At 65.8% G+C, this 21,974-nt stretch carries 19 protein-coding genes; 7 read left to right on the plus strand and 12 right to left on the minus strand.

The features are described from left to right. Positions 1-30 precede the first annotated feature (30 nt). The 9 genes from J7347_RS09780 to J7347_RS09820 form a co-directional block, all read right to left on the minus strand. A complete protein-coding gene (locus tag J7347_RS09780; protein WP_067682793.1) occupies positions 31-258 on the minus strand; it encodes a hypothetical protein in 228 nt (75 codons plus the stop codon). A gap of 69 nt (positions 259-327) precedes the next feature. After that, positions 328-1,611: a UDP-N-acetylglucosamine 1-carboxyvinyltransferase gene (murA, locus tag J7347_RS09785; RefSeq protein WP_209161876.1), complete on the minus strand. Its 1,284-nt coding sequence runs from the start codon at positions 1,609-1,611 to the stop codon at positions 328-330. A gap of 117 nt (positions 1,612-1,728) precedes the next feature. Further along, positions 1,729-3,516 carry a flotillin domain-containing protein gene (locus tag J7347_RS09790; RefSeq protein WP_209161877.1) on the minus strand — a complete coding sequence of 596 codons (1,788 nt, stop codon included), beginning with the start codon at positions 3,514-3,516 and terminating at the stop codon, positions 1,729-1,731. Between the two features lie 19 nt (positions 3,517-3,535). Continuing rightward, positions 3,536-4,180: a YqiJ family protein gene (locus J7347_RS09795; RefSeq protein ID WP_209161878.1), complete on the minus strand. Its 645-nt coding sequence runs from the start codon at positions 4,178-4,180 to the stop codon at positions 3,536-3,538. A 171-nt stretch (positions 4,181-4,351) separates the two neighbouring features. Next, positions 4,352-5,890 (minus strand): acyl-CoA synthetase, encoded by a 1,539-nt coding sequence (locus J7347_RS09800; RefSeq protein ID WP_209161879.1) that lies wholly within the window; start codon positions 5,888-5,890, stop codon positions 4,352-4,354. Positions 5,891-6,103: 213 nt separating this feature from the next. Next, positions 6,104-6,793 carry a M23 family metallopeptidase gene (locus J7347_RS09805; protein ID WP_209161880.1) on the minus strand — a complete coding sequence of 230 codons (690 nt, stop codon included), beginning with the start codon at positions 6,791-6,793 and terminating at the stop codon, positions 6,104-6,106. 135 nt (positions 6,794-6,928) lie between these two features. Then, the gene (locus J7347_RS09810) at positions 6,929-7,741 is read right to left on the minus strand and encodes a ferritin-like domain-containing protein (protein WP_209161881.1); all 813 of its coding nucleotides are present in this window, start codon (positions 7,739-7,741) and stop codon (positions 6,929-6,931) included. Next, the gene (locus J7347_RS09815; protein ID WP_209161882.1) at positions 7,738-8,214 is read right to left on the minus strand and encodes a peroxiredoxin; all 477 of its coding nucleotides are present in this window, start codon (positions 8,212-8,214) and stop codon (positions 7,738-7,740) included. The genes J7347_RS09810 and J7347_RS09815 overlap by 4 nt, the downstream gene beginning before the upstream one ends. Next, positions 8,211-10,970, minus strand: coding sequence for a bifunctional [glutamine synthetase] adenylyltransferase/[glutamine synthetase]-adenylyl-L-tyrosine phosphorylase (locus J7347_RS09820; RefSeq protein ID WP_280635708.1), 2,760 nt, complete (start codon positions 10,968-10,970; stop codon positions 8,211-8,213). The genes J7347_RS09815 and J7347_RS09820 overlap by 4 nt, the downstream gene beginning before the upstream one ends. A gap of 47 nt (positions 10,971-11,017) precedes the next feature. On the opposite strand from J7347_RS09820, the gene J7347_RS09825 reads away from it, so the two are divergent. Further along, positions 11,018-12,016, plus strand: a complete 999-nt coding sequence (locus tag J7347_RS09825; protein ID WP_245173992.1) for an agmatine deiminase family protein — start codon at positions 11,018-11,020, stop codon at positions 12,014-12,016. A 33-nt stretch (positions 12,017-12,049) separates the two neighbouring features. Beyond that, positions 12,050-12,178, plus strand: a complete 129-nt coding sequence (locus tag J7347_RS13445; RefSeq protein ID WP_280635702.1) for a hypothetical protein — start codon at positions 12,050-12,052, stop codon at positions 12,176-12,178. A gap of 15 nt (positions 12,179-12,193) precedes the next feature. Here the strand turns inward: J7347_RS13445 and J7347_RS09830 are convergent, their stop codons facing one another. The 3 genes from J7347_RS09830 to J7347_RS09840 all read right to left on the minus strand — a co-directional run bounded on the left by J7347_RS09830 (position 12,194) and on the right by J7347_RS09840 (position 16,883). Continuing rightward, a complete protein-coding gene (locus J7347_RS09830; RefSeq protein ID WP_209161884.1) occupies positions 12,194-12,934 on the minus strand; it encodes a sulfite exporter TauE/SafE family protein in 741 nt (246 codons plus the stop codon). Between the two features lie 24 nt (positions 12,935-12,958). Beyond that, entirely contained in the window at positions 12,959-14,968 is a 2,010-nt protein-coding gene (gene thrS / locus J7347_RS09835) for a threonine--tRNA ligase (RefSeq protein ID WP_209161885.1), read from the minus strand. Positions 14,969-15,227: 259 nt separating this feature from the next. After that, complete coding sequence (locus J7347_RS09840; RefSeq protein WP_209161886.1) at positions 15,228-16,883, minus strand: alkaline phosphatase D family protein; 1,656 nt, start codon at positions 16,881-16,883, stop codon at positions 15,228-15,230. A 150-nt stretch (positions 16,884-17,033) separates the two neighbouring features. On the opposite strand from J7347_RS09840, the gene J7347_RS09845 reads away from it, so the two are divergent. The 5 genes from J7347_RS09845 to J7347_RS09865 are packed head-to-tail and all read left to right on the plus strand — an operon-like array spanning position 17,034 to position 21,928. Then, positions 17,034-18,155 (plus strand): YjgN family protein, encoded by a 1,122-nt coding sequence (locus tag J7347_RS09845; RefSeq protein ID WP_209161887.1) that lies wholly within the window; start codon positions 17,034-17,036, stop codon positions 18,153-18,155. A gap of 15 nt (positions 18,156-18,170) precedes the next feature. Further along, on the plus strand, positions 18,171-19,244 hold the full coding sequence (locus J7347_RS09850) for a M48 family metallopeptidase (protein WP_209161888.1): 1,074 nt from the start codon (positions 18,171-18,173) through the stop codon (positions 19,242-19,244). 40 nt (positions 19,245-19,284) lie between these two features. Continuing rightward, complete coding sequence (locus J7347_RS09855; RefSeq protein WP_209161889.1) at positions 19,285-20,052, plus strand: alpha/beta hydrolase; 768 nt, start codon at positions 19,285-19,287, stop codon at positions 20,050-20,052. Beyond that, complete coding sequence (locus tag J7347_RS09860; RefSeq protein ID WP_209161890.1) at positions 20,049-20,915, plus strand: tetratricopeptide repeat protein; 867 nt, start codon at positions 20,049-20,051, stop codon at positions 20,913-20,915. The genes J7347_RS09855 and J7347_RS09860 overlap by 4 nt, the downstream gene beginning before the upstream one ends. Next, positions 20,912-21,928: an LLM class flavin-dependent oxidoreductase gene (locus J7347_RS09865; protein WP_209161891.1), complete on the plus strand. Its 1,017-nt coding sequence runs from the start codon at positions 20,912-20,914 to the stop codon at positions 21,926-21,928. Before J7347_RS09860 ends, J7347_RS09865 begins: the two co-directional genes overlap by 4 nt. Positions 21,929-21,974 lie beyond the last annotated feature (46 nt).

Consider the following 21,974-nt stretch of genomic DNA (forward strand, 5'->3'; position numbering starts at 1 on the left):
CCGATATTTCGTCGAAATGACGTCGAACCGTCAGTATTTCGCGGTCGCGTCGCTCGCCGGATAGGTTTCGTCGAGCGCTTCGTCGGTCCGGCTCATCGCGTCGCCGGGCGTGCGCGTTGCGGCGGAGCCGGCGTCGCGGAATGCGCCGTCGGGCTGGCCGCTGGCAAAGGCCACGCCGTTATTGTCGGCACGGTTCTTTTCGTAATATTTGTAGCCGGCGTAACCGGCTGCACCAAGTGCTGCGAGCTTGAGAAGCATGGGAAATCCCTTTCGTTTCGTGTCGCCATAATAACGGGCCAACGAGCAAAAAGGTCCTGACCTTAAACGCTATTCGTCGCCGACCCGTTCGATATCCGCGCCGACAAGCGAGAGTTTCTCCTCCAGCCGCTCGTATCCCCGGTCGAGGTGATAGATCCGGCGCACCGTCGTCTCACCCTCGGCAGCCAGAGCGGCGATGATCAGGCTCATCGATGCGCGCAGATCGGTCGCCATCACTTCGGCCCCCGTTAACCGGTCGACGCCGCGTACGATCGCGGTGCGGCCCTCGGTCTCGATATCCGCACCCATCCGCGTCAGTTCGGGAACGTGCATGTAGCGGTTCTCGAAAATCGTTTCCTTGAGGACGCTGGTCCCTTCCGCCTTGCACAGCAGGCTCATCAACTGCGCCTGCATATCGGTGGCAAGGCCCGGATAGGGCGCGGTCGAAAGGTTGGTGGCCTTGAGCGGCCCGTCCGCCGATACGCGGATGCCGCCCTTCACCTCTTCGACCTCGACACCGATATTGCGCAGCGCATGCAGTGTCGCCTGCATCTCGCTGGCATTGGCACCGTCCAGCGTCACGTCGCCGCCGGTGATCGCGGCGGCGCAGGCATAGGAGCCTGCCTCGATCCGGTCGGCCATCACCTTGTAGGTCGCGCCGTTCAGCTTCTTCACGCCGTGGATCGTCAGATCGGATGTGCCGATCCCTTCGATCTCCGCGCCCATCGCGACGAGAAGATTGCAGAGGTCCACGATCTCCGGCTCGCGCGCGGCGTTGAACAGGCGGCTGGTCCCGTTTGCCAGCACCGCCGCCATCAGCGCGTTCTCCGTCGCGCCGACCGAGACGACGGGGAAATCGTAATCCCCACCCGGCAGGCCGCCATCGGGTGCGGACGCCTTCACATAGCCTGCCGCCAGTTCGATATGCGCGCCGAACGCTTCCAGCGCCTTCAGATGCAGGTCGATCGGGCGGTTGCCGATCGCGCAGCCGCCGGGCAGCGAAACGGTCGCCTCGCCCGTGCGGCCCAGCAGCGGCCCCAGCACCAGGATCGAGGCGCGCATCTTGCGCACCAACTCGTAGGGCGCGACATTCGACGTGATCCGCATCGCTTCCAGCGTGACCACGCGCCCGAATTCTTCCGGGCGTTTGCCGGGAATCGTGTGGCTGACGCCGAATTGCGTCATCAGGTGCTGGAACCCGTCGATATCGGCGAGCCGCGGCAGATTGCGCAGCGTCACCGGCTCTTCGGTCAAAAGCGCGCAGGGCAGCAGCGTGAGGGCGGAATTCTTGGCGCCGGAAATCGGCATGGTGCCGGCAAGGCGATTGCCGCCGCGAATAATGAGCTTGTCCATGATGGAGCGTTTACCGCATTCGCCTGCGCAGGCAAGGCGCGGCCGATAAGAGGGGCGGGCAGCAAAGGCCGGGAAGCGCGACCGAAATCGCGCTCCCCTCTGCCCTTGTTGACGAGGTCAGGCGTCGGCGGGCTCGCGATCCTCGCCTTCCGACTTACCGGCCTTTTCCGCTTGCCCGTCCGATCCATTGGCGCGCTGGCTGGCGACCAGAGCCTTCGCATCCTTTGGCGCGGCGTGGCCGCTCGCCTGCGGTGCAGATTCCGCCTCTTCATCCTCGTCGAAAGCCGCACCCTTGACGAGGCCGGACAGGTTCGAGCCGTCGAGGCCCAGTTCCTTCATCAACCCGTCGAGAACAGGCGCCTGCGCCCGATAGGCCAGAGCGGCGCTGACTGCGTCGGTGGCAAGATTGCCGCTTCCGCCGCCATTGTTCGCGCCCGCAGAGCCCTTTCCGCCGCCATTCGTCAGCCCGTCGACCTGGACGATCTTGATCGAATCGATCGCTTCCATCGGCTTGGCGCTTTCGCGGATGACGTCGGGCAGGACTTTGAGCAGCGCCAGCTTGGTCTGCAGGCTGATCTGCTCCATCGAGAGGATGTTGGCGGCCTCGTTGATGGCGCGCTGGCCCGCAGCTTCCACTTCGAAGCGCACGCGCGCGGCTTCGGCGCGCAGCTTTTCGGCTTCGGCCTCGCCCTCGGCTTCGCGGCGCGCGGCCTCGGCGCGGTTCTGGGCCGCATCCTTTTCCGCCTCGGCATCGACGCGGATCTTGATCGCATCGCGTTCGGCCTGCTTCGAGGCTTCGATCAGCTCGATGCGCTTCTGACGCTCGGCGATTTCGGTCTCGCGGCTGGTAGCGACCTGTTCTTCCGCGGCGACGGCCTTGGCACGTGCCTCGTCCGCATCGGCCTTGGCCTGGCTTTCCTCGCGGCTCTTGTTCTGGACCGCGATCTGCTGTTCCTGTCGTGCGATTTCGAGCGCGCGCTGCTGGTCGATGCGGGCTTCCTCGACCAGGCGGTCGGCCTCGATCTGCTGGGCGTCGACCTGCTTCTTGGCCTCGATCCGCGCCGCATCGGCTTCGCGCGTACGCTCGGCCTGGGTGCGGGCGATTTCGGAACTCTGGGCGGCGCGGCGCACTTCGACTTCGCGCTCTTGCTCGAGCCGGGCATATTCGGTGTCGCGGCTGATCTCGAAGCTCTTTTGCGCAGCCTCCAGGTTCTTGGTCTCCATCTGGACGCGCGTGTCCTGCTCGATGTCGTTGCGCAGCTTCTTGCGCGCCTCGATCTGCTCGGTCAGCTTGGTGAGACCTTCGGCGTCGAAGGCGTTGTTGGCGTTGAAGTGTTCGATCGAGGTCTGGTCGAGGCCGGTCAGCGAGACCGATTCCAGTTCCAGGCCGTTCATGGCGAGATCGTTGGAGCTGACCTGCTGCACTTTCTGGACGAAATCGGCGCGCTGTTCGTGCAGCTCGTTCATGGTCATGCCCGCCGCGACCGAACGCAGCGCATCGACGAATTTGCCCTCGACCAGATCCTTGAGCATTTCGGGCTGCATGGTGCGCTGGCCGAGCGTCTGCGCGGCCATGGCGATCGCTTCGCTATCGGGCTTCACGCGGACATAGAATTCGGCCTTCACGTCGATCCGCAGGCGATCGAGCGTGATCAGCGCCTCGCCATCGCGGCGCACCACGCTGAGGACCAGCGTGTTCATGTTGACCGGCATGGTTTCGTGGAACACCGGCAGGACCAGCGCACCGCCGTTCATCACCACTTTCTCGCCGCCCACGCCGGTGCGCACGAAGGCGATTTCCTTCGAGGCGCGGCGATACATTTTGAGCAGGAACGTGATCACGATCAGCGCGAAGATCACTCCTCCGACCAGCATTACCAAGGACGTTCCGAACAGGTCTTCCATCAATACCCCCTAACAATAATCAGTTTGGCGACAGGCGGCGCTCGGCCAGCGCGGTCGCGTAGAATTGGTCCTTTTCGCGGCGCACCAGCAGGACTTCGTCCCCCGCATGCAGCGCGCTGGTTTCCTCGTGCGGCTCCACCATCACGTAATGGGCCTGGCCGTGAATATCGCGCACGCGGGCACGCGCGGGCGAACCGGTGCGCGCGACGCCATCGGTGATCGTGGCGCGGCGGCCGATCAGGCTTGCCGTGCTGACGGCGGTGGTGTGGTCCTTGGGCAGGACCGCGCCCAGCGGGCGGGCGAGCATGCCCGTTACCGGCACCGCCGCAGCCCCCGCGATCACTGCCGCGAGCCATGAATAGAGCGGCGCGCCGGTAAGGCTTGTCGCCAATTCCTGCACGCTGAGGCCGATCCCTGCAAACATCAGCAGGAACAGCGCGAGCCAGATCGTCAACGGCACGCGCCCCACCCCGAGCAGAGTGAGCAGCCCTTCCACCATTCCCGGCTGGAGCGAAGCATCGGCATCCGCCCCGATATCGGGATCGACATCCAGATCGGCGCCCACACCCCAATCGCCGAGACCCAGCACTTGGACGAGCGCCAGCAGCACCATCAGGCCCATCGCAATGGCGAAAGGCAGGTTGTGCGGTTCGAGCAAAGTCATGATTCCCCCCTCTCGCTTATGCGCAGGAACGCCCGCTTCCACCAGATGGGAAAGCGCGGCGGCCTGCTGTGTTACCCATGTGGATCACCTAGCAGAAAACCCCCGCAATCCGTAGGATTATGCGACGAATGGAGTCCGATTTTAGAGCCAAAACGGCGCTATTTCAGGAGTTCAGCCGTCGGCCTCGATCCGGGCGGCAAATTCGTCGCGCAGCTCGCGCTTGTAGAGCTTGCCATTGGCTTCGCGCGGCAGTTCGCTGCGGAATTCGAACAGGCGCGGCATCTTGATGCGGCTCAATTCCGGTTCGAGATAGGCGCGCAATTCCGCCTCCAGCGCCTCGCCCGCCTGTCCCATATCAAGCGGCTGCACCACGGCGACGACCTTTTCGCCCAGATCCGGATCGGGCGCGCCGATCACGGCGGCGTCCATCACCTTGGGATGGCTGACAAGCAGGTTCTCGACCTCCTGCGGATAGACGTTCACCCCGCCGGTGATGATCATGTGGCTCTTGCGATCGGTCAGGTAGAGATAACCCTCCGCATCGACATGGCCGATATCGCCCAGCGTCATCCAGCCCTTCGGATGCATGGCCTCCACCGTCTTGGCGGGATCGTTGTGATAGGTCGGCAGAACCGCGTTCTCGAAATAGATCAGCCCGTCCTCGCCCGGCGGCAATTCCGCGCCATCGGGTCCGCAGATATGGAGCGTACCGAAGATCGCCTTGCCGACCGTGCCGGGCCGCTCCAGCCATTCCTGCGCCTTCACCAGCGTCATCCCGATCCCTTCGGACCCGGCGTAATATTCGTTCACGACCGGGCCCCACCATTCGATCATCGCCTGCTTGACCGGGACCGGACAGGGCGCAGCGGCGTGGAGCGCGCGTTGATGGCTCGACAGGTCGTATCCTTCGCGCTGCGAGGGATCGAGCTTCAGCATGCGGACGAAATGCGTCGGAACCCATTGGCTGTCGGTGACGCCGTAACGCTCGATCGCCTGAAGCGCGGTTTCGGGATCGAATTTCTCCATCACCACCACCGTGCCGCCCAGCCTGTGCGCAGTGGTGCACCAGCCGAGCGGCGCGGCGTGATAGAGCGGGGCGGGCGAGAGATAGACCATCGATCCGTCCGCCGGCATCCCCGCGCCCATCACCGCAAGGCCGACGAGGGGAACCGCCGCCTGTATATCGTCGCTGTCGGGCGCACGCGGGCGCACGCCCTTGGGCCGTCCCGTCGTGCCGCTGGAATAAAGCATGTACTGGCCGGGCACGGGATCGGAGAGCGGAGCGTCGGGCTGATCGGCCAGCGCCTTTGCGAGGTCTTCCTCTCCTTCGCCGTCCAGCACCAGGAATTCGCATTCGGGGCATAGCGCGCGCAGGGCCTCGATCCGATCCGCGAAATATGTCGAAGTCACCAGCAGCTTCGCATCGCAATCGCGCAGGATATAGGCGATTTCGGGCGCGGTCAGCCGGGTGGAGATCGGCACCATCATGGCCCCCGAACGCTGCGATCCCCAGACCAGCTGGAGATTGAGCGCATTGTTCTCCATCAGCAGGCCGAAATGGCCGCCCGCCCCGATGCCGCGCGATCGCAGCAAATGGGCGAAGCGATTGGCGGTTTCGTCCAGCTGGCGATAGCTGACGGTCTCACCGCTGGCCGCCATGATGATGGCCGGATGGTCCGGGCGCGCCTGCGCGTGCGCGATGGGGTGCATGTCTCTCTCCCGCAGGATCGTCCCTCGTTTACCGAGGTTTACGATCTGGTTGCAGGACGAAACCTATAGCATGGACCTGCGCGGGCAAGGGAAAATGCCGTCCGCGGAGGCGCTTACGGACCTGCACAAGCAAAAGGCGGCCCCGGACAATTCCGGAGCCGCCTTTTGCTGCGGCCACTCTCCGATTCGAAGAGCGCCGTTCGCTATCGAAGCTTACTCTGCCGAGAGCAGGGCCAGCGCATGGTCGCGGTGATCGTCCGACGGAACCATGTAGGGCGACGGATCGACTGCGACGCCATCGACGCGGACTTCGTAGTGGAGGTGCGGGCCGGTGGAGCGGCCGGTCGAACCGACATAGCCGATCAGATCACCCTTCTTCACCTTGTCGCCAGCCGAAACGACCATGTCCGACAGGTGGGCGAAGCGCGTCTGCAGCGAAGCGCCGTGTTCGATCGAGATGTACTTGCCATAGCTCGAGAACCAGTCGGCCTTGCTCACGAAGCCATCGGCAGTGGCATAGACCGGCGTGCCGGTGGGCGCGGCCAGGTCGACACCCTTGTGACCGCGACGACCGCCGAGCACCGGGTGGTTGCGCATGCCGTATCCGCTGGAAAGGCGGGCATCGGTCAGCGGCATGGCGGAGGGAACCGAAACGGAGGTGGTGGCGACACCGGCCGAAACCTTGTCCATCCGTTCCCAGCTGGCGAAGAGCTGTTCGAACTGGCGATCGCCGTCCGAGGTCGTGACCGGGGCACCTGCCGAATTGCCGGCGGGCATGTCGACTGCGGGAACCATCGCGGCGGAAGCGGCGCTTTCTGCGGCGGCGGGTGCGGCGGCCATCATGGTGACGGCACCCAGCCCAAGAGCGAGCGTCCGCAGAGCGTTGTTGAAAAGCTTCGTCATATGTGACCCGTCCATATTGCGAAGGTCCGATCCCCCGGACCCGACCGACCCCCAAATCCCTCAGGTTATCGATCTATTTTCATCACCGCCGGAACCCCCCGACGTCTTGTGCATTATGGGGTGGCGGAGAGAAGTTTACGAAGCAAGTAGACCGTAGAACTCTCGCGACAAACCGGCTGATCGACGCGCTGAGTCGTTGAATGGCGGTTTGATTGCCCCTGAAAAATGGCTTTCGACCAATTTTCGCCACAATTCCGGCGGGTTTTCGCCGCGCGCCGTCGCCACCCGCGAAAAGTGCTTGGTACCGAAGGCAACGTGCCGAATTTCATCGTCAAGGATGCGCTGCAGGATCGCCGCGCCGCGCGAATCACCCGATGACGCCACGCGGTCACGAGTCGCAGGCGTGACGTCGAGGCCTCGCGCCTCCAGCACCATCGGCACGACGGCCAGCCGCGCACCGACATCGCCCGCCGTATCCTGCGCAGCCTGCCACAACCCGTCATGGGCGGGCAGCGCGCCGTATCGCGAGCCATGCGTGCCGAGCTTGCGGTCGAGCAGAGCGAAATGCATCGCCTCGTCCGCCGCGACACCGAGAAAGTCGGATGCGAATTCCTCCCCCATCGTGCCGCCGAAACGCCCGACGATGTCGAGCGCCAGATCGATGGCGACGAATTCGATATGGGCGAGCGCATGCCACAGCGCGATCCGGCCACGCTCCGACCCGCCCTTGCCGCGTTTCGGCATTTGCGACGGGGGCAACAGCTCAAGATCGTCGGGCCAGGCGGGACGATCGGGCATGGCCGCCGCATCTGTGTCCCCCAGATCGAAGCGCAACCGCCCCAACCGCCAGTCGCGCGCCACCTGCCGCGCGGCGAAGACCTTCCCGCTCGCCTCTCCGGTCAGCAATGCCTTGCGGATCGCGTGCGAGAGGCCGGGTTTCTCGCTCACGCTTCGCGAGCCGCGGCCAGCACCTCTTCGGCGTGGCCCTTCACCTTCACTTTCGGCCAGACGCGCAGGATGCGGCCCTCTTCGTCCAGCAGATAAGTGGTGCGGACCATGCCCATGAAGGTCTTTCCGTACATCTGCTTCTCGGTCCAGACGCCGAGCGCGTCGGACAGGCCGCCGTCCTGCGCATCGGTGGCGAGATCGACGGTGAGATCGTGCTTCGCGATGAAATTGCGGTGCTTCTGCGCGGAATCCTTGCTCACGCCCAGCAGAGCGACGCCCGCCGCGTCGAAATCGGGCCGCAGCGCGGAGAAATCCTTCGCTTCGGTGGTGCAGCCGGGCGTGTTGTCCTTGGGGTAGAAGAACAGGACGAGTTTGCGGCCCTTGAAGTCGGACGGCTTGACCTCGCTGCCGTCGATCGCTTCGAGCGCGATGTCGGGCAGAGTGTCGCCCGGTCCGTAAGTCGTGTCGGTCATGCTATCTCCAGTTCGGTTTCGAAGGTGCGCGCCCAATTGCGCGCGACGCAGCGCCGCGCCCGATCGAGCGCGTCGAGCAGAGCGGGAAAGTCTTCGGTCCTGACCAGCCGCGCCAGGACGTTCCGCGCCTCTTCGCCCGGCGGCTGCTGGTCGGGCGCAAGCAGGCGCGCACCCACGAGCAGGCGGGTGAGGAACAGATGCGCCTCGCGCAGATCCTCTTCCACCCGACCCGCACGCGCCAGTTCGGCGATGGCCGCAGTGAGGTCGGGTGTGAGCGCGATCCGGTCGCGCAATTGCAGGAAATGGACGAGGAATTCGAGATCGACCAGCCCGCCGCGCAGCAGCTTGGCATCGAGCGGGCCCTTGGCCTGCTTGTGCGCCGCCATCTCGCTGCGCATGCCCAGAACGTCTTCGCGCAATTGGGCGGGATCGCGTTCCACCATGGCGATCTCGCGCACGATCCCCTCGATCCGCTCACGCGCCGCGTCCGATCCGGCGACCACGCGGCTGCGCATCAGCGCCATGTGCTCCCAGGTCCAGGCATCTTCGCGCTGATAGCGGGCGAAGGCATCGATCCCCACCGCCAGCGGCCCCTGCGCGCCCTGCGGTCGCAGTCTCGTATCGACCTCGTACAGAGCACCTTCGGCGGTCGGCACGCTGAGCGCGGCGCTGACGCGTTGCGCGAGCCGGTTAAAATACAGCGTTCGGCCAAGCGGACGGCCCCCGTCCGATTCCTCGCCCGAAGCGCTATCGCCGGTGAAGAGATAGACGATGTCGAGATCGGACGCATGCGTCAGCGCGCCCCCGCCCAACCGGCCCAATCCCAGCACGGCCAACCCGCCATCGGCAAAGCGCCCATGCTTGGCCGCGAATTCTTCCTCCGCCGCATCCAGCGCGACGTTCAGCGCAGCCTCCGCCACGCGCGACAGGGCGCTGGCCACATCGAGCGGGTCCTGCCGCGCTTCGATCAATTGCATGCCCAGCGCAAAGCGTTGCTCGCCCGTTACGACCCGGATGCGATCGAGCTTGCGTTCGTAATCGTCGCCCCGCTCACCCCGCGCCATTCTTTCGGCGAGAGCTCCGACATCGCCGGGAAGATCGAAGGCGGATCGGTCGATCAGCGCATCGAGCAGTTCGGGCCGCCGCGCCAATTCGTCGGCGAGCGGAGGGGCAAGCGTGAGGCAGGAGACCAGCAGCTGGAAAAGGCCGGGCCGCGCTTCCAGCAGGCGGAACAGATTGATCGCGCTCGGCAGCCGCTCCAGCAACGATTCGAAGCGGGCCAGCGCATGGTCGGGCGCCTCGCTCGCGGCAACGGCTTCGATCAGGTCGGGCAGGATCGCCTCGAAGGCTCCGATCGCCGCCGTACTGCGCAGCGCGCGATAGCGTCCATCGCTCCACCGCTCGATCCGCTGCGAGATGGCGTCCGCATCCTCGAAGCCGAGCTTTTCGAGCCGCCCCGGCGCGGCGGGGGAAGCAGGCGTGCTGCCATCCTCCGCGATCAGATCGCCGAACAATTCGGCGACCGGAGCGCAGGTCCGCGCCACCAGATCGACCAGCGCCGCACCATCCTCCAGCCCGTGCAGCCGCGCGACATTGTCGAGCGCCTCGCCTTCGGGAAGGCTGTGCGTCTGGCGATCCGCGACCATCTGCAACCGGTGCTCAATCGTGCGCAGCATGTCGTACGCTTCGCCCAGAATGCGCGCGGTATCGGGTGCGATATGCGCGGTCGCCGCCAGCGCATCGAGCGCCGCGCGCGTGCCGCGCGAGCGAAGCGAAGCGTCGCGCCCGCCATGGATCAATTGATGCGTCTGGGCGAAGAATTCGATCTCGCGAATGCCGCCGCGCCCCAGCTTCAGATTGAAGCCCGGCCCGGCCTGCTTCGGCCCCGCATGGCTGTCGCGGATGCGCGCCGTCAGCCGCCGGATTTCGTCGATGGCGCCGAAATCGAGGCTGCGCCGCCATACGAAGGGTCGGATCGTATCGAGGAACACTTCCCCCGCCGCAATGTCCCCTGCCGCCGCGCGCGCCCGGATGAAAGCGGCGCGCTCCCACGCAAGGGCCGAGCTTTCGTAATGCGTCGTCGCCGCGCCGATCGGGATCGCCAGCGGGCTGACTTCGGAAGCCGGGCGCAGGCGCAGATCGACACGGAAGACATAACCTTCGGGCGTGGTCTCGGACAGGATCCGCACCGTCTCGCGGGCATAGCGCTGCGCCGCTTCGCCCGGCTCGTCGCGCTCGCGGCGGGGCAGCGTTTCGGGATCGTAGATCAGGATCGGATCGATGTCCGAGCTGTAATTGAGCTCGCCCGCCCCATGTTTGCCAAGCGCCAGGCCGATCATCCCGTCGGGCTCCGCCCCCGGCACCCGGCGCGCGATCGATGCGGCGATCGCGGCGTGGAGCGCACGGTCGGCAAAGGTCGAAAGCTCGCGCATCACACGATCGAGATCGAGCCCGCCCGCGAGGTCTCCGATAGCCAGCGCAGTTGCCAGCGCCAGCCGCTCGCACCTGAGGGCGACGCCGGTATCCTCGAGCGCCTCGCCCGCCGCCTTGGCCTTGAGCAACGCCGCTTCGATATCGCCCGCCTCCAGCAGCGATTCCAGATCCGGCAGGCGCTCCAGCGCGCGCGACAGGAAGGGCGAATGCGCATGCGCCCGTGCGAGCGCTCCGGGCCAGTCGGGGGACGATGAGGATACGGCGGCCATCGCCCCGCCGCATGCCCGCCGCGCGCTTGCCCCGCAAGGTGCGAGGTGCGACAGGGCGCGCTTCGATCAGCCCCCTTTCCGCCCCTCACCCGGAGACCGCCATGACTCAGACCACGCCTACAATGCCTCCCGAATGGGCAAAGCAGGACTGGCTCTGGATCGGCTTTCCCCACGATGCGGAGGAATGGCCTGACGTCCTGGGCCGCGCGCAGGACCAGATCGCAGGCTTCGCCAATGCTGTCGCGGAAAGCGGGCAGGAAGTCCGCCTATTGGTGCGCGACGCCGCCAATGAGGCGTGCGCGCGGCAACTCGTCAGCGGCGCGGTGACGCTGGAGCGGCGCGATTATGGCGATGTCTGGCTGCGCGACACCGGCCCGCTGGTGCTGAGCGACGGCGATAGGCGCGTGGCGCGGCGCTTCCAGTTCAACGGCTGGGGCGGCAAATATCTGATGGATGGCGATCAGACGATCGGCGCGGAACTGGCCGGGGATGCAGGCCTGCCGCTCGAAACCGCCGACTGGATCCTGGAAGGCGGCGCGATCGATGGGGACGGGACCGGCCTCGTCGTGACGACCGAGCAATGCCTGCTCAATCCCAACCGCAATCCCGATCTCTCGCGTGAGGAGATCGAGGCGCGGCTGAAGCGCGATCTCGGCTTCACGCGCGTGCTGTGGCTGGGCGACGGGCTGATCAACGACCATACCGACGGGCATGTCGACAATCTGGCGCGCTTCGTGGCGCCGAACCGGATCGCTCTGCCGCAGGCGACCGGCAAGGACGATCCAAATGCAGACATTTACGCGGATGCCGCGCGCAGGATCGAAGCGGCGGGAGTCGATCTGGTCCGTATCCCCTCGCCCGGCCTCGTGACGTCGGGCGATCATGTCGAACCCGCGAGCTACGCCAATTTCGCCATCACGTCGGACCTCGTCGTGGTGCCGACCTTCGGCAGTCTGCACGACGAAGAAGGCGTGGCGGCGATCGGCGATCTCTTCCCCGATCGGGCCACGATCGGCTTGCCCGGCGATGCGGTACTGGCGGGCGGCGGCGGTTTCCACTGCGCCAGCCAGCAGATGCCGGCGTCAGATTGGCGCGCTTAAGATTTTCTTAGCATCCTCGCGCGACAAAGGAGCATGGCCAAAGCTATCGCTCTCGTCCGCACCCATGTCGCCACGCCGCGCCCCGCCGATATTCTGCGGTCGCTGATGGTCGGAGCCTGCGGCCTCGCGCTGGCCTTTGCCGGGCCGATCCTGCCTTTCTGACAGAAGCCGTAACGGCTAACCGATCGCCTTGACCAGCGCCGCCACCGCCGCGGCGCCCAGCACAATGCCGACGCAGATCCGCCATGTCCGGTCCGCTATTCGGCCCGAGAGCCGGTCACCGAGATAATTACCGAGTAACACCGCCGGAAACAGTAGGGCGGCGAGCAGCGCCAGATTCAGCTCAAGAACACCGATAGCCGCTCCGCTGGCAAGCCCCACGCTCGACGCACAAGTGAAGATCAGCAACATCGAGGCCTTGGCCGTCTCGCGCGGAATGTCGCGTCCGACATAATAGGGCACGACCGGCGGGCCCGGCATGCCGGCATAGCCTGTCATCAATCCGCTCAGAATGCCCACGCCGCCCGTCGTCGCCGGATGGTGATCCATCGCGCCGCGCCGCGGCAGCAGGATCGCGACGAAAGCCGACAGCGCGATAAAGGCAATGACGACCCGCGCGATCGAAGGAGACGTCAGGCTCAGCGCATACAGGCCAACCGGAGTCGTCACTGCGACCAGCGCGATGATGATCCAGGCCGTTTTCTCCGCATTGCGCAGCAGCCGGCGGATCTCCGACAGGCCGATGAAGACCGAAAGGAAATTGGTCAGCAACACGGCATGCACGGGCGAGAGCGCGAGCGCGAGAATCGGGACGATCAGGATCGCCATCCCGAACCCCGTCAACCCCCGCACGAAAGCCGATCCGAACGCGGCGATCAGCGCGGCGACGATCTGAACAGCAGTGAATTGATCGAACATGCCGCAAGCCCCGTTCTGAAACTCCTATTTCAGATCGGGCGGAGTCGCTGCGTCCTTCAGCATGGCGATCGCTTCGTCCAAGGGCATCACCTTCTGCTGCTGTTCGCCGAGCGTGCGGATGGCGACGGTGCCTTCCTCCGCCTCGCGATTGCCGACCACAAGCAGATGCGGAACCTTGGCGTGCGAATGTTCGCGCACCTTGTAATTGATCTTCTCGTTGCGAAGGTCGCTTTCGACGCGGATACCCGCCGCCTCCAGCTTCGCCACGGCTTCCTTCGCATATTCGTCCGCATCCGAAACGATGGTTGCGACCACGGCCTGGACCGGGGCGAGCCAGACGGGGAGGCGCCCGGCGAAGTGCTCGATCAGGATCCCGATGAAGCGTTCATACGATCCGAAGATCGCGCGGTGCAGCATGACGGGGCGATGCTTCTCGCCATCTTCGCCGACATAGCTTGCGTCCAGCCGATCGGGCAGCACGCGGTCGCCCTGGATCGTGCCGACCTGCCAGGTGCGGCCGATTGCATCGGTCAGGTGCCATTCGAGCTTGGGCGCATAGAACGCGCCTTCGCCGGGCAGTTCTTCCCAACCGTACTCCGCGTTCGCCATGCCCGCTTCGGCCACGGCGTCGCGCAATTCCTGTTCAGCCTTGTCCCAATCGGCCTCGCTCCCGAACCGCTTTTCGGGGCGCAGCGCCAGCTTGACGTGATAGCTGAAGCCGAAATCCTTGTAGACCGCATCGGCCAGCGCGCAGAACTTGCGCACTTCTTCGACCACCTGCTCCTCGGTGCAGAAGATATGCGCATCGTCCTGCGTGAACTGGCGCACGCGCATCAGGCCGTGGAGCGCGCCATGCGGTTCGTTGCGGTGGCAGCAACCCATTTCGCCGAGGCGGATCGGCAGATCGCGATAGCTGGTGATCCCCTGTTTGAAGACGAGGACGTGCGCCGGGCAGTTCATCGGCTTGATCGCCATCCAGTCGGCGTCCTTCGCCACCGTGGGGTGCGATCCCGCGCCGCTATCGTCGACTTCGGGCACCATGTCGGGCACCGCGAACATGTTCTCGGCATATTTGCCCCAGTGGCCGGACTGCTCCCACTGGCGCACGTCCATCAGCTGCGGCGTCTTGATCTCGCGATAGCCGCCATTGTCCATCTTGCGGCGCATATAGGCTTCGAGCTCGCGCCAGATGCGATAGCCCTTGGGATGCCAGAAGACCGAGCCGTGCGCCTCTTCCTGAAGATGGAACAGGTCCATCTCGCGGCCCAGCTTGCGGTGGTCGCGCTTGGCGGCTTCCTCCAGCCGCGTGAGATGGGCCTTCAACTGCTTCTTGTTGAGCCAGCCGGTGCCGTAGATGCGCGTGAGCTGGGCATTCGACTGGTCGCCGCGCCAATATGCGCCCGCGACGCGCATCAGCTTGAAGGCGTCGGGGTCGAGCTTGCCGGTCGATGCGAGATGGGGGCCGCGGCACATGTCGAGCCAGTCCTCGCCGCTCCAATAGACCGTCAGCTCCTCGTTCTCGGGCAGTTCCTTCGCCCATTCGGCCTTGAAGACCTCGCCTTCGCTCTCCCATTTCTCGATCAGCTGTTCGCGGCTCCAGACCTCGCGCTTCAGCGGCTTGTCGGCGCGGATGATGCGGCGCATCTCTTCCTCGATCGCGGGCAGATCGTCCATCGAGAACGGATCGCGGCTTTCAGGCGCCTTGACGTCGTAATAGAACCCGTCGTCGGTCGAAGGGCCGAAGGTGATCTGCGTGCCGGGATAGAGCGACTGGACCGCTTCGGCGAGGACGTGGGCGTAATCGTGGCGCGCGAGTTCGAGCGCGTCTTCCTCGTCGCGGCTCGTCACCAGCGCCAGTTCGGCATCGCCATCGAAGGGGCGGTTGATGTCGCGCAATTCTCCATCCACGCGCGCCGCGATCGCCGCCTTGGCGAGGCCGGGGCCGATCGCAGCGGCGACATCCGCCGGAGTCGATCCGGCTTCCATTTCGCGCACGGACCCATCGGGCAGGCTGATCTTGAGCAGTTCCGTCATCGTCGTATTCCCTCGCTGCCGGGCGCCATGCCAGAGCGGCGCGCCCGGTCAAGCCGCGGCGTATCGAGGAGAACCGATCGGGAAGGACGCCGCGCCACCCGACCGGGATCATGGCCGGGCGGCACGCGCGAGGTCAGCCCTAGTGCGCGCGGCCCGGCATGGTGGTAGTCGAAAAAGTGGCGCCGATATGCGTCATGGGCAGCGAAATAGCCTTTCCTTGCGCGCTTCTCAACCGTTCCGATCCGCTTGCTGTGTCGTTCTAAGCCGGTTGCAGCCGTTTCTGGCCCGCCAGCGCCGTCATGCGGCGCGTACCGACGACACCGCTGCCCCGCTGGCGCGCGCCCATCAAGCGATATTCGCTCGTCGCGCTGCCCGGCGTCAGTTCCACCGCCATGTAACCGCGATGCGAAGCGTCCATCCATTGCAGCTCGGGATTGAAGCCCACCGTTTCGCGCTCTAGCTCCGCAGTCGGCACGTAAGTGACGTAATTCTCGAGCCCCGGCGAAGTCACCGACTGGCCGCCGAATTCGACGCCGACCCGCGCCCCGTCCTGCGCAAGATCGAAGGCCCAGGCATTGTGCGTGTCGCCCGCGAGGCTGACGAGATTCGCGTCCGCTTCAAGCGCGGCGCGCAGCACCCGTTCGCGCGCGGCGGGATACCCGTCCCACGCATCGAGATTGAGCGGCAGTTCGCTCCGCGAAGCCATCGCGCCCGCCTCGACATAGCGGCGCGTGCGCTCGGCCATATCGGAGGGAAGATTTTCAGCGAGGCGCGGCGCGGTGGCGAGCTTGCCCATCAGCACCTGCTGCACCAGCACCTGCCACGGCTTGCCCTCTCGCACCGACCGCATCAGTCCTTCCGCCAACCACGCCTGCTGACGCGCACCGAGCATTTCGCGCGCGGGATCGGCATAGACGCCGTCGCGAAACGCCGCGAGCGCCGCCGATGCGGTTTCGGGCGTCGCCTTGCCCGACAGGATCGAGGCATAATCGAACTGTTCCGAGCGCGCTTCGAGCCGGGTTTCCAGCCGGAATAGCGTGGCTAGATCGCCGATCTCGTAAGCCGTCCACGGCTCGTCCGACACCGGCATCCATTCGCGATACGCGCGCATCGCCGCGGCCTTGCGCACGTCCCACGGCCCTTCGGTTTCGGGTTGGTGGTTCTGCGCCCCGCCCTTCCAGCTATCGTTCGCGCTTTCGTGATCGTCCCAGCCGGAAATCATCGGATAGACCTGATGCAGCCGCCTCAGATCGGGATCGCTGCGATACTGGGCATAGCGCGCGCGGTAGTCCGCCAGCGCCACTATCTCGCGCGCCGGATCGGGCTGGCGCGCGGCGAAATCGGGATTGTCGTAGGTGCCCGGCCCGTATTCGTAGAAATAATCGCCCAGATGCAGCGCGCAGTCGAACTCGTTCGCATCGGCGGCATGCGCATAGGCGTTGAACCAGCCGAACCCCATATTGGAGCAGGAAAACACCGCCATGCGGAAGCGCGACGTAGGCCCTGCGGGAAGCGTGCGCGTGCGCCCTTCGTCCGACTCGGTCCCGTCGGGCGCGGTGAAGCGGTAATAATACCATCTGCCCGGCTCGAGTCCGCTCACCTGCGCCTTGCAGCAGAAATCGCGGGTCGGCGACGCGGTCGCTTGGCCCTCGGCTACGACCCGGCGATTGGCATCAGCCTCCATCACGCGCCAGCGCAGGGGCGTATCCTGCCCGGCGGCATAGCGCGTCCACAGCAAGACCCGGTCCGCACCCGGCTCGCCACTGGCGACGCCGTGGGTGAATCCGCGCTGCCCGGAAAATTGCGCGGAAAGCGGGGCCGAGAGAGCGCCTGCGCCCAGCAGGCCGCCCTTTAACAGGCTGCGCCGGTCGAGCGCGGGAAGCATGGCGGCGGCGGGCGGTTCGGTCGGGAACATTGGCGGTAATCTCCTCGGCCATCACGACTGCACTCGGCCCGTTACGGGATCAAGACGGATCGAGACGTACCCGTTCCGAACCTACCGCATTGACATGCCGTCCGCCGCCTTCGACACCGGAGCGCAGGAGATCGAACAGGGCGCGGGACGATGGACGACACGATAGACAATAGCGGTTCCGGCCATGATGGCGGCGCCGCAGACGATCCGAACAGCGCGTTCGGTTTCGACGGCACCTGGCAGGAATTCGCGCCAATCGCCTTCAGCAATTTGCTGCTGACGATCGTTACGCTGGGGATCTATCGCTTTTGGGCGACCGCGCGCGAGCGGCGCTACCTCTGGTCGCGCAGCCGCTTCGTGGACGAGCGGCTGGAATGGGCGGGCACGGGGCTGGAGCTGTTCGTGGGCTTCCTGATCGTGCTGGTCCTGTTCGGCCTTCCCTATTTCATCGTCAGTTTCGGAGCACAGGCCCTCATCGCGCGCGGATACGAAATGTTGGGTCTGGCTCTGCTGGTAGGGTCGGTCCTCGCCATCTTCTATCTCGCCGGCGTCGCCCGCTTCCGCGCCTTGCGCTATCGCCTCTCCCGCACGCGCTGGCGCGGCATTCGCGGGGGGAGCGACGATAACGGCTTCCTGTTCGGCCTGTCCTATATGTGGAAGAATGCGGTCGGCTGGGTTCCCGCCGGCCTGCTGATCCCATGGTCGATGACGAGCCTGTGGAACGAGCGCTGGAACCAGATGAGCTTCGGCCCCCATCGTTTCGAAGCGCGCGCGGAATCGAATGCGGTCTTCGTGCGCTTCCTTTTGTTCTATCTCGCCCCCATCGTTCTGGTCGTCGGAGGAGGGATCCTCGCCGCCATGGGAATGCTCGCCGGGCGCGGCATCGGCGGCGAAGACGGTATGATCGTCGGCGGAGTTATCGGAGCGATCGGCTTCGTCCTGATTATCTATCTCGGCCTCGGCCTGATCGCGGTCGCCTTCTACGCCGCCTTCTATCGCGAAGTCGTCGGCAAGACGCGTTGGCACGATCTCGATTTCAGCTTCGACGCGCGTACCAAGGACTGGATCAAGCTGTTGGTCGGCGATGTCGTTCTGGTCGTCATCACGCTGGGAATCGGTCTGATCTTCCTCACCTATCGCCACTGGAAATTCTTCATGACGCATCTGGAGGCGCGGGGCGAAATCCTGCTCGACGATCTAACCCAGTCGACCACCGCCACCGCACGCCATGGCGAAGGCCTGCTCGACGCCTTCGACATCGGCGCGATCTAGGCCTGTCGCAAACCGATGACCGACGAGAGCTTCGAGGTTGCAGCGAGCTGGTATGACGGTACCAGCGCGATCCGGCACGAGGGGGCCGCGCGTTGGGATCGGGACGAATTGCTGCTCGTCCAGAACTCGGGAGCGACGGTCGCCATACCGCTCGACGATCTCGTCTATGGCGAGAAACTGCCCGGCGCGACCGTCTATCGCCGCAAGAGCACGCCCGATTTCCGCCTGCGCTTGCCCCGCGATCTGCCACCGGGCTTCGCAGCGCACCTTCCCGCCCATGCCGAATACGGCGCCTGGGTCGATCGGATCGGACTGGGCAAGGCGGCGATGGCATTTGCCGCGGCGAGCGCAGTTGCGGTCGCGCTGTTCCTGACAGCGCCCGACTGGCTCGGCCCGCGCATTCCCACGAGCTGGGAGCGCAATCTGGGAGAGGCGATGGTCGGCGATTTCGGCGGGAGATTGTGCTCGACGCCGGCAGGCGATGCCGCGCTGGCCAAGCTGCTCGGTCGGGTCGATCCGGGCGACCCGAAGGTGAGGTCAGGCGTTGCCAATATCGACATGGTCAACGCCGTCGCCCTGCCCGGGGCGCAGGTCCTGCTGTTCGACGGTCTGGTCCAACAGGCCGAAAGCCCCGAGGAACTGGCGGGCGTGCTCGGCCACGAGGTCGGCCATGTACGCGAACGGCACGTGATGACGGCGCTGCTGAGGCAGTTCGGCCTCTCGATCCTGCTGTCGGGCGCGAATTCCGGAATTGGCGATACTGCGTTCGGCCTCGCGCAGATGGGCTATTCGCGCGATGCCGAAAGAGAGGCGGACGAATATGCGCGTGCCCGTATGGCGGAAAGCGACATTTCGCCGCTCGGCGCGGCAGGCTTTTTCGAGCGGATGGCCGAAAAATACGGCGACAACGACGATTCGCTGTTCGGCTGGGTCGCCAGCCATCCTTCGGCAGGCGAGCGCGCCCGTCTCTATCGCGCCGCAGCCGATAAGGACGAGGACTTTCCCCCGGTGCTGAGCGATGCCGAATTTAAAGCGCTCAAATCCATGTGCGAAGACGATCCGGACGTGGAGGAGTTCGAGTTCTTCTAACGGCTTGCATTGCGTTGCCCGCGTGCCGAGATGGGTGGGCATGAACGCGCTGACCGAATATTTTCAAGGGCAGGGGGGCCGACGGATCGCCTACCGCCATATTCCCGGCACCGGCCCCGCCCTCGTCTTCCTGCCCGGCTATATGTCCGACATGGCGGGCAACAAGGCGACCGCTTTGATCGACTGGGCGCGCGAAAGCGGGCGAGAATGCCTTCTGCTCGATTATTCGGGCTGCGGCGAGAGCGACGGCGCATTCGCCGATGGCACGCTGTCGCGTTGGCGGGACGAGGTCGTCGCACTGGTGACGGACCGGATCGAGGGCGATGTAATCCTCATCGGATCGTCGATGGGCGGCTGGCTGATGCTGCTGGTGGCGGAAGCGCTCGGTGGCCGCGTGGCCGGTCTTGTCGGCATCGCCGCCGCGCCGGACTTCACCGATTGGGGCTTCGATGCCGACCAGAAAGCGCAGCTGTCGCGCGGGGAGGCGGTGTTCGAGGACAATCCCTACGGCCCCGATCCCACCCCGACCTATCCGCAATTCTTCGCCGATGGCGAGCGATCGAAAAAGCTCGACGGGCCGATTGCGCTATCAATGCCCGTGCGCCTCATCCACGGGCAGCGCGATAGCGACGTGCCCTATGCCATCTCGCTCCGCCTCGCCGAAAAGCTGCGTTCGGACGACATACAGGTGGTGCTGGTCAAGGATGGCGATCACCGCCTCTCGCGCCCGCAGGATATCGCCCTGTTGCTGCGCGTGGTGGGTGACCTCGCCGCCGCCTCTCCCGCCGAACGGACTCAGACGCCATGATCACCTCGATCCTTTCCCTCATGCTCGCCCAGGTCGGGCCGAACCCCTCCCTCGCGGAGCCGATCACGCCGCCCGAAGTGGCCGAACAGCGCCGCCGATCCGCCGAACGCGAGCGGCAGGAAGCGGCACCCGCCGCCACGCCCTCGCGCCTGTCGGAATGCCTCGCCAGCGCCGGACAGGATTCCGAAGCAGGTGAAGCCTTCGCGCGCGCGTGGCTTGAAACCGCCGCAGCCGACGAGCGAGCCCCGGCCTTCCACTGCCTCGGCCTGTCGCTGGTCCGGCAGGAACGGTTCGACGATGCGCGCACCGCTTTCGAAGATGCGCGCGAGGCGGCTCCCGCCACCAATCCCGCCTATCGCGCTCGCCTTTCGGGCATGAGCGGCCACGCGGCGCTGGCACAGGGCCAGGCGGAAGCGGCCATCCCCGCCTTCGAACGCGCCATCGTCGATGCGGACAGCGCCGCCGCCCCCTCGCTGACCGCCGGGCTCAACACTGATCTCGCCCGCGCGCTGGTCGCCGCCAACCGGGCATCCGATGCCGTCGCCGCTCTCGGCGCGGCGCGCGACGCTGATCCGGCGAACCCGCAGGCCTGGCTGCTATCGGCCACTCTGGCGCGCCGGCTCGAACGGCTGGGCGAAGCGCAGCGCCATATCGAATACGCCGCCACGCTCGCCCCGCGCGATCCTGCAGTCGGCCTCGAAGCGGGCGTCATCGCCGCGATGGCCGGGCGCGAGGAGCAGGCACGCGCCAGCTTCCAGTCGGTGATCGAAGTCGCTCCCGAAAGCGTGGAAGCGAACCGGGCACGCACCTATCTTACCCGCCTCGACGGCGGAACGCAGCAGATGGAGCCGCGCGGACGATGACCGATTTTTCCATTCTCGACCTCGTCCCCGTGCGCGAAGGCGGCACGGTCGCCGAAGCGCTCGCCGCAGCGACCGATCTCGCCGTCACGGCGGAGCAGGCGGGCTGCAAGCGGTTCTGGGTGGCCGAACACCATGCGATGGAAGGCATCGCCGGTGGTGCGACCTCGGTCGTGCTCGCCCATATCGCCAGCGCCACCAGCACGATCCGCATCGGATCGGGCGGGATCATGCTGCCCAACCACACGCCCTTCCAGATTGCCGAGCAGTTCGGCACGCTCGCCGCGCTGTATCCGGGCAGAGTCGATCTCGGCCTGGGCCGTGCGCCGGGGGCGGGGCCTGAGCTGCAGCGCGCGCTACGCAAGGATCTGCACCGCGCCGCCGAGATGTTTCCGCAGGACGTGGTCGAATTGCGCGCCTATCTGAGCGCCGAGGACGAGACGGCGATCCGCGCCACGCCCGGCCATTCCTCCGATGTCGAGATGTGGATGCTGGGATCGAGCCTGTTCGGCGCGCAACTGGCCGCTCGACTCGGCCTGCCCTATGCCTTCGCCAGCCATTTCGCGCCCGACCATCTCGACGGCGCACTCGAAATCTATCGGCGAACCTTCGAACCCAGCGAAGAGCTCGCCAAGCCGCATGTCATGGTCGCGATGAACCTGTTCTGCGCCGACACTACCGAGGAGGCGGAGACGCTGGCGAGTTCGCAGCTGCAATCCTTCGTCCGTCTGCGCACCGGAAAACCGGGCAAGCTGCCGCCGCCAATTCCGAATTATCGCGCCTCGCTGGACCCGCGTGCCCGCGCCATCGTCGATCATGTCGGCCAGGCGAGCGCCATCGGGACGCCCAAGGAAGTGGCGCGTCAGGTCCAGGCTTTCATCGCGCGCACCGGCGCCGACGAGGTGGTGTTCGGCGGCGCTACCTTCGACCCGCAGGCCCGCACCCGTTCGCTGTCCCTCGCAATGGATGCACTGACCGCCCGATCCACGCCCGACACGCTTGCGGCTCACGCTTGAGAGGCCTAGGGGCCGCTACGTAAACCCGCGCTGGAGAGAGCGCGTC

The organism is Erythrobacter sp. A6_0 (genome assembly GCF_017744235.1).
In the GTDB taxonomy this organism is placed as follows: Bacteria; Pseudomonadota; Alphaproteobacteria; order Sphingomonadales; family Sphingomonadaceae; genus Qipengyuania.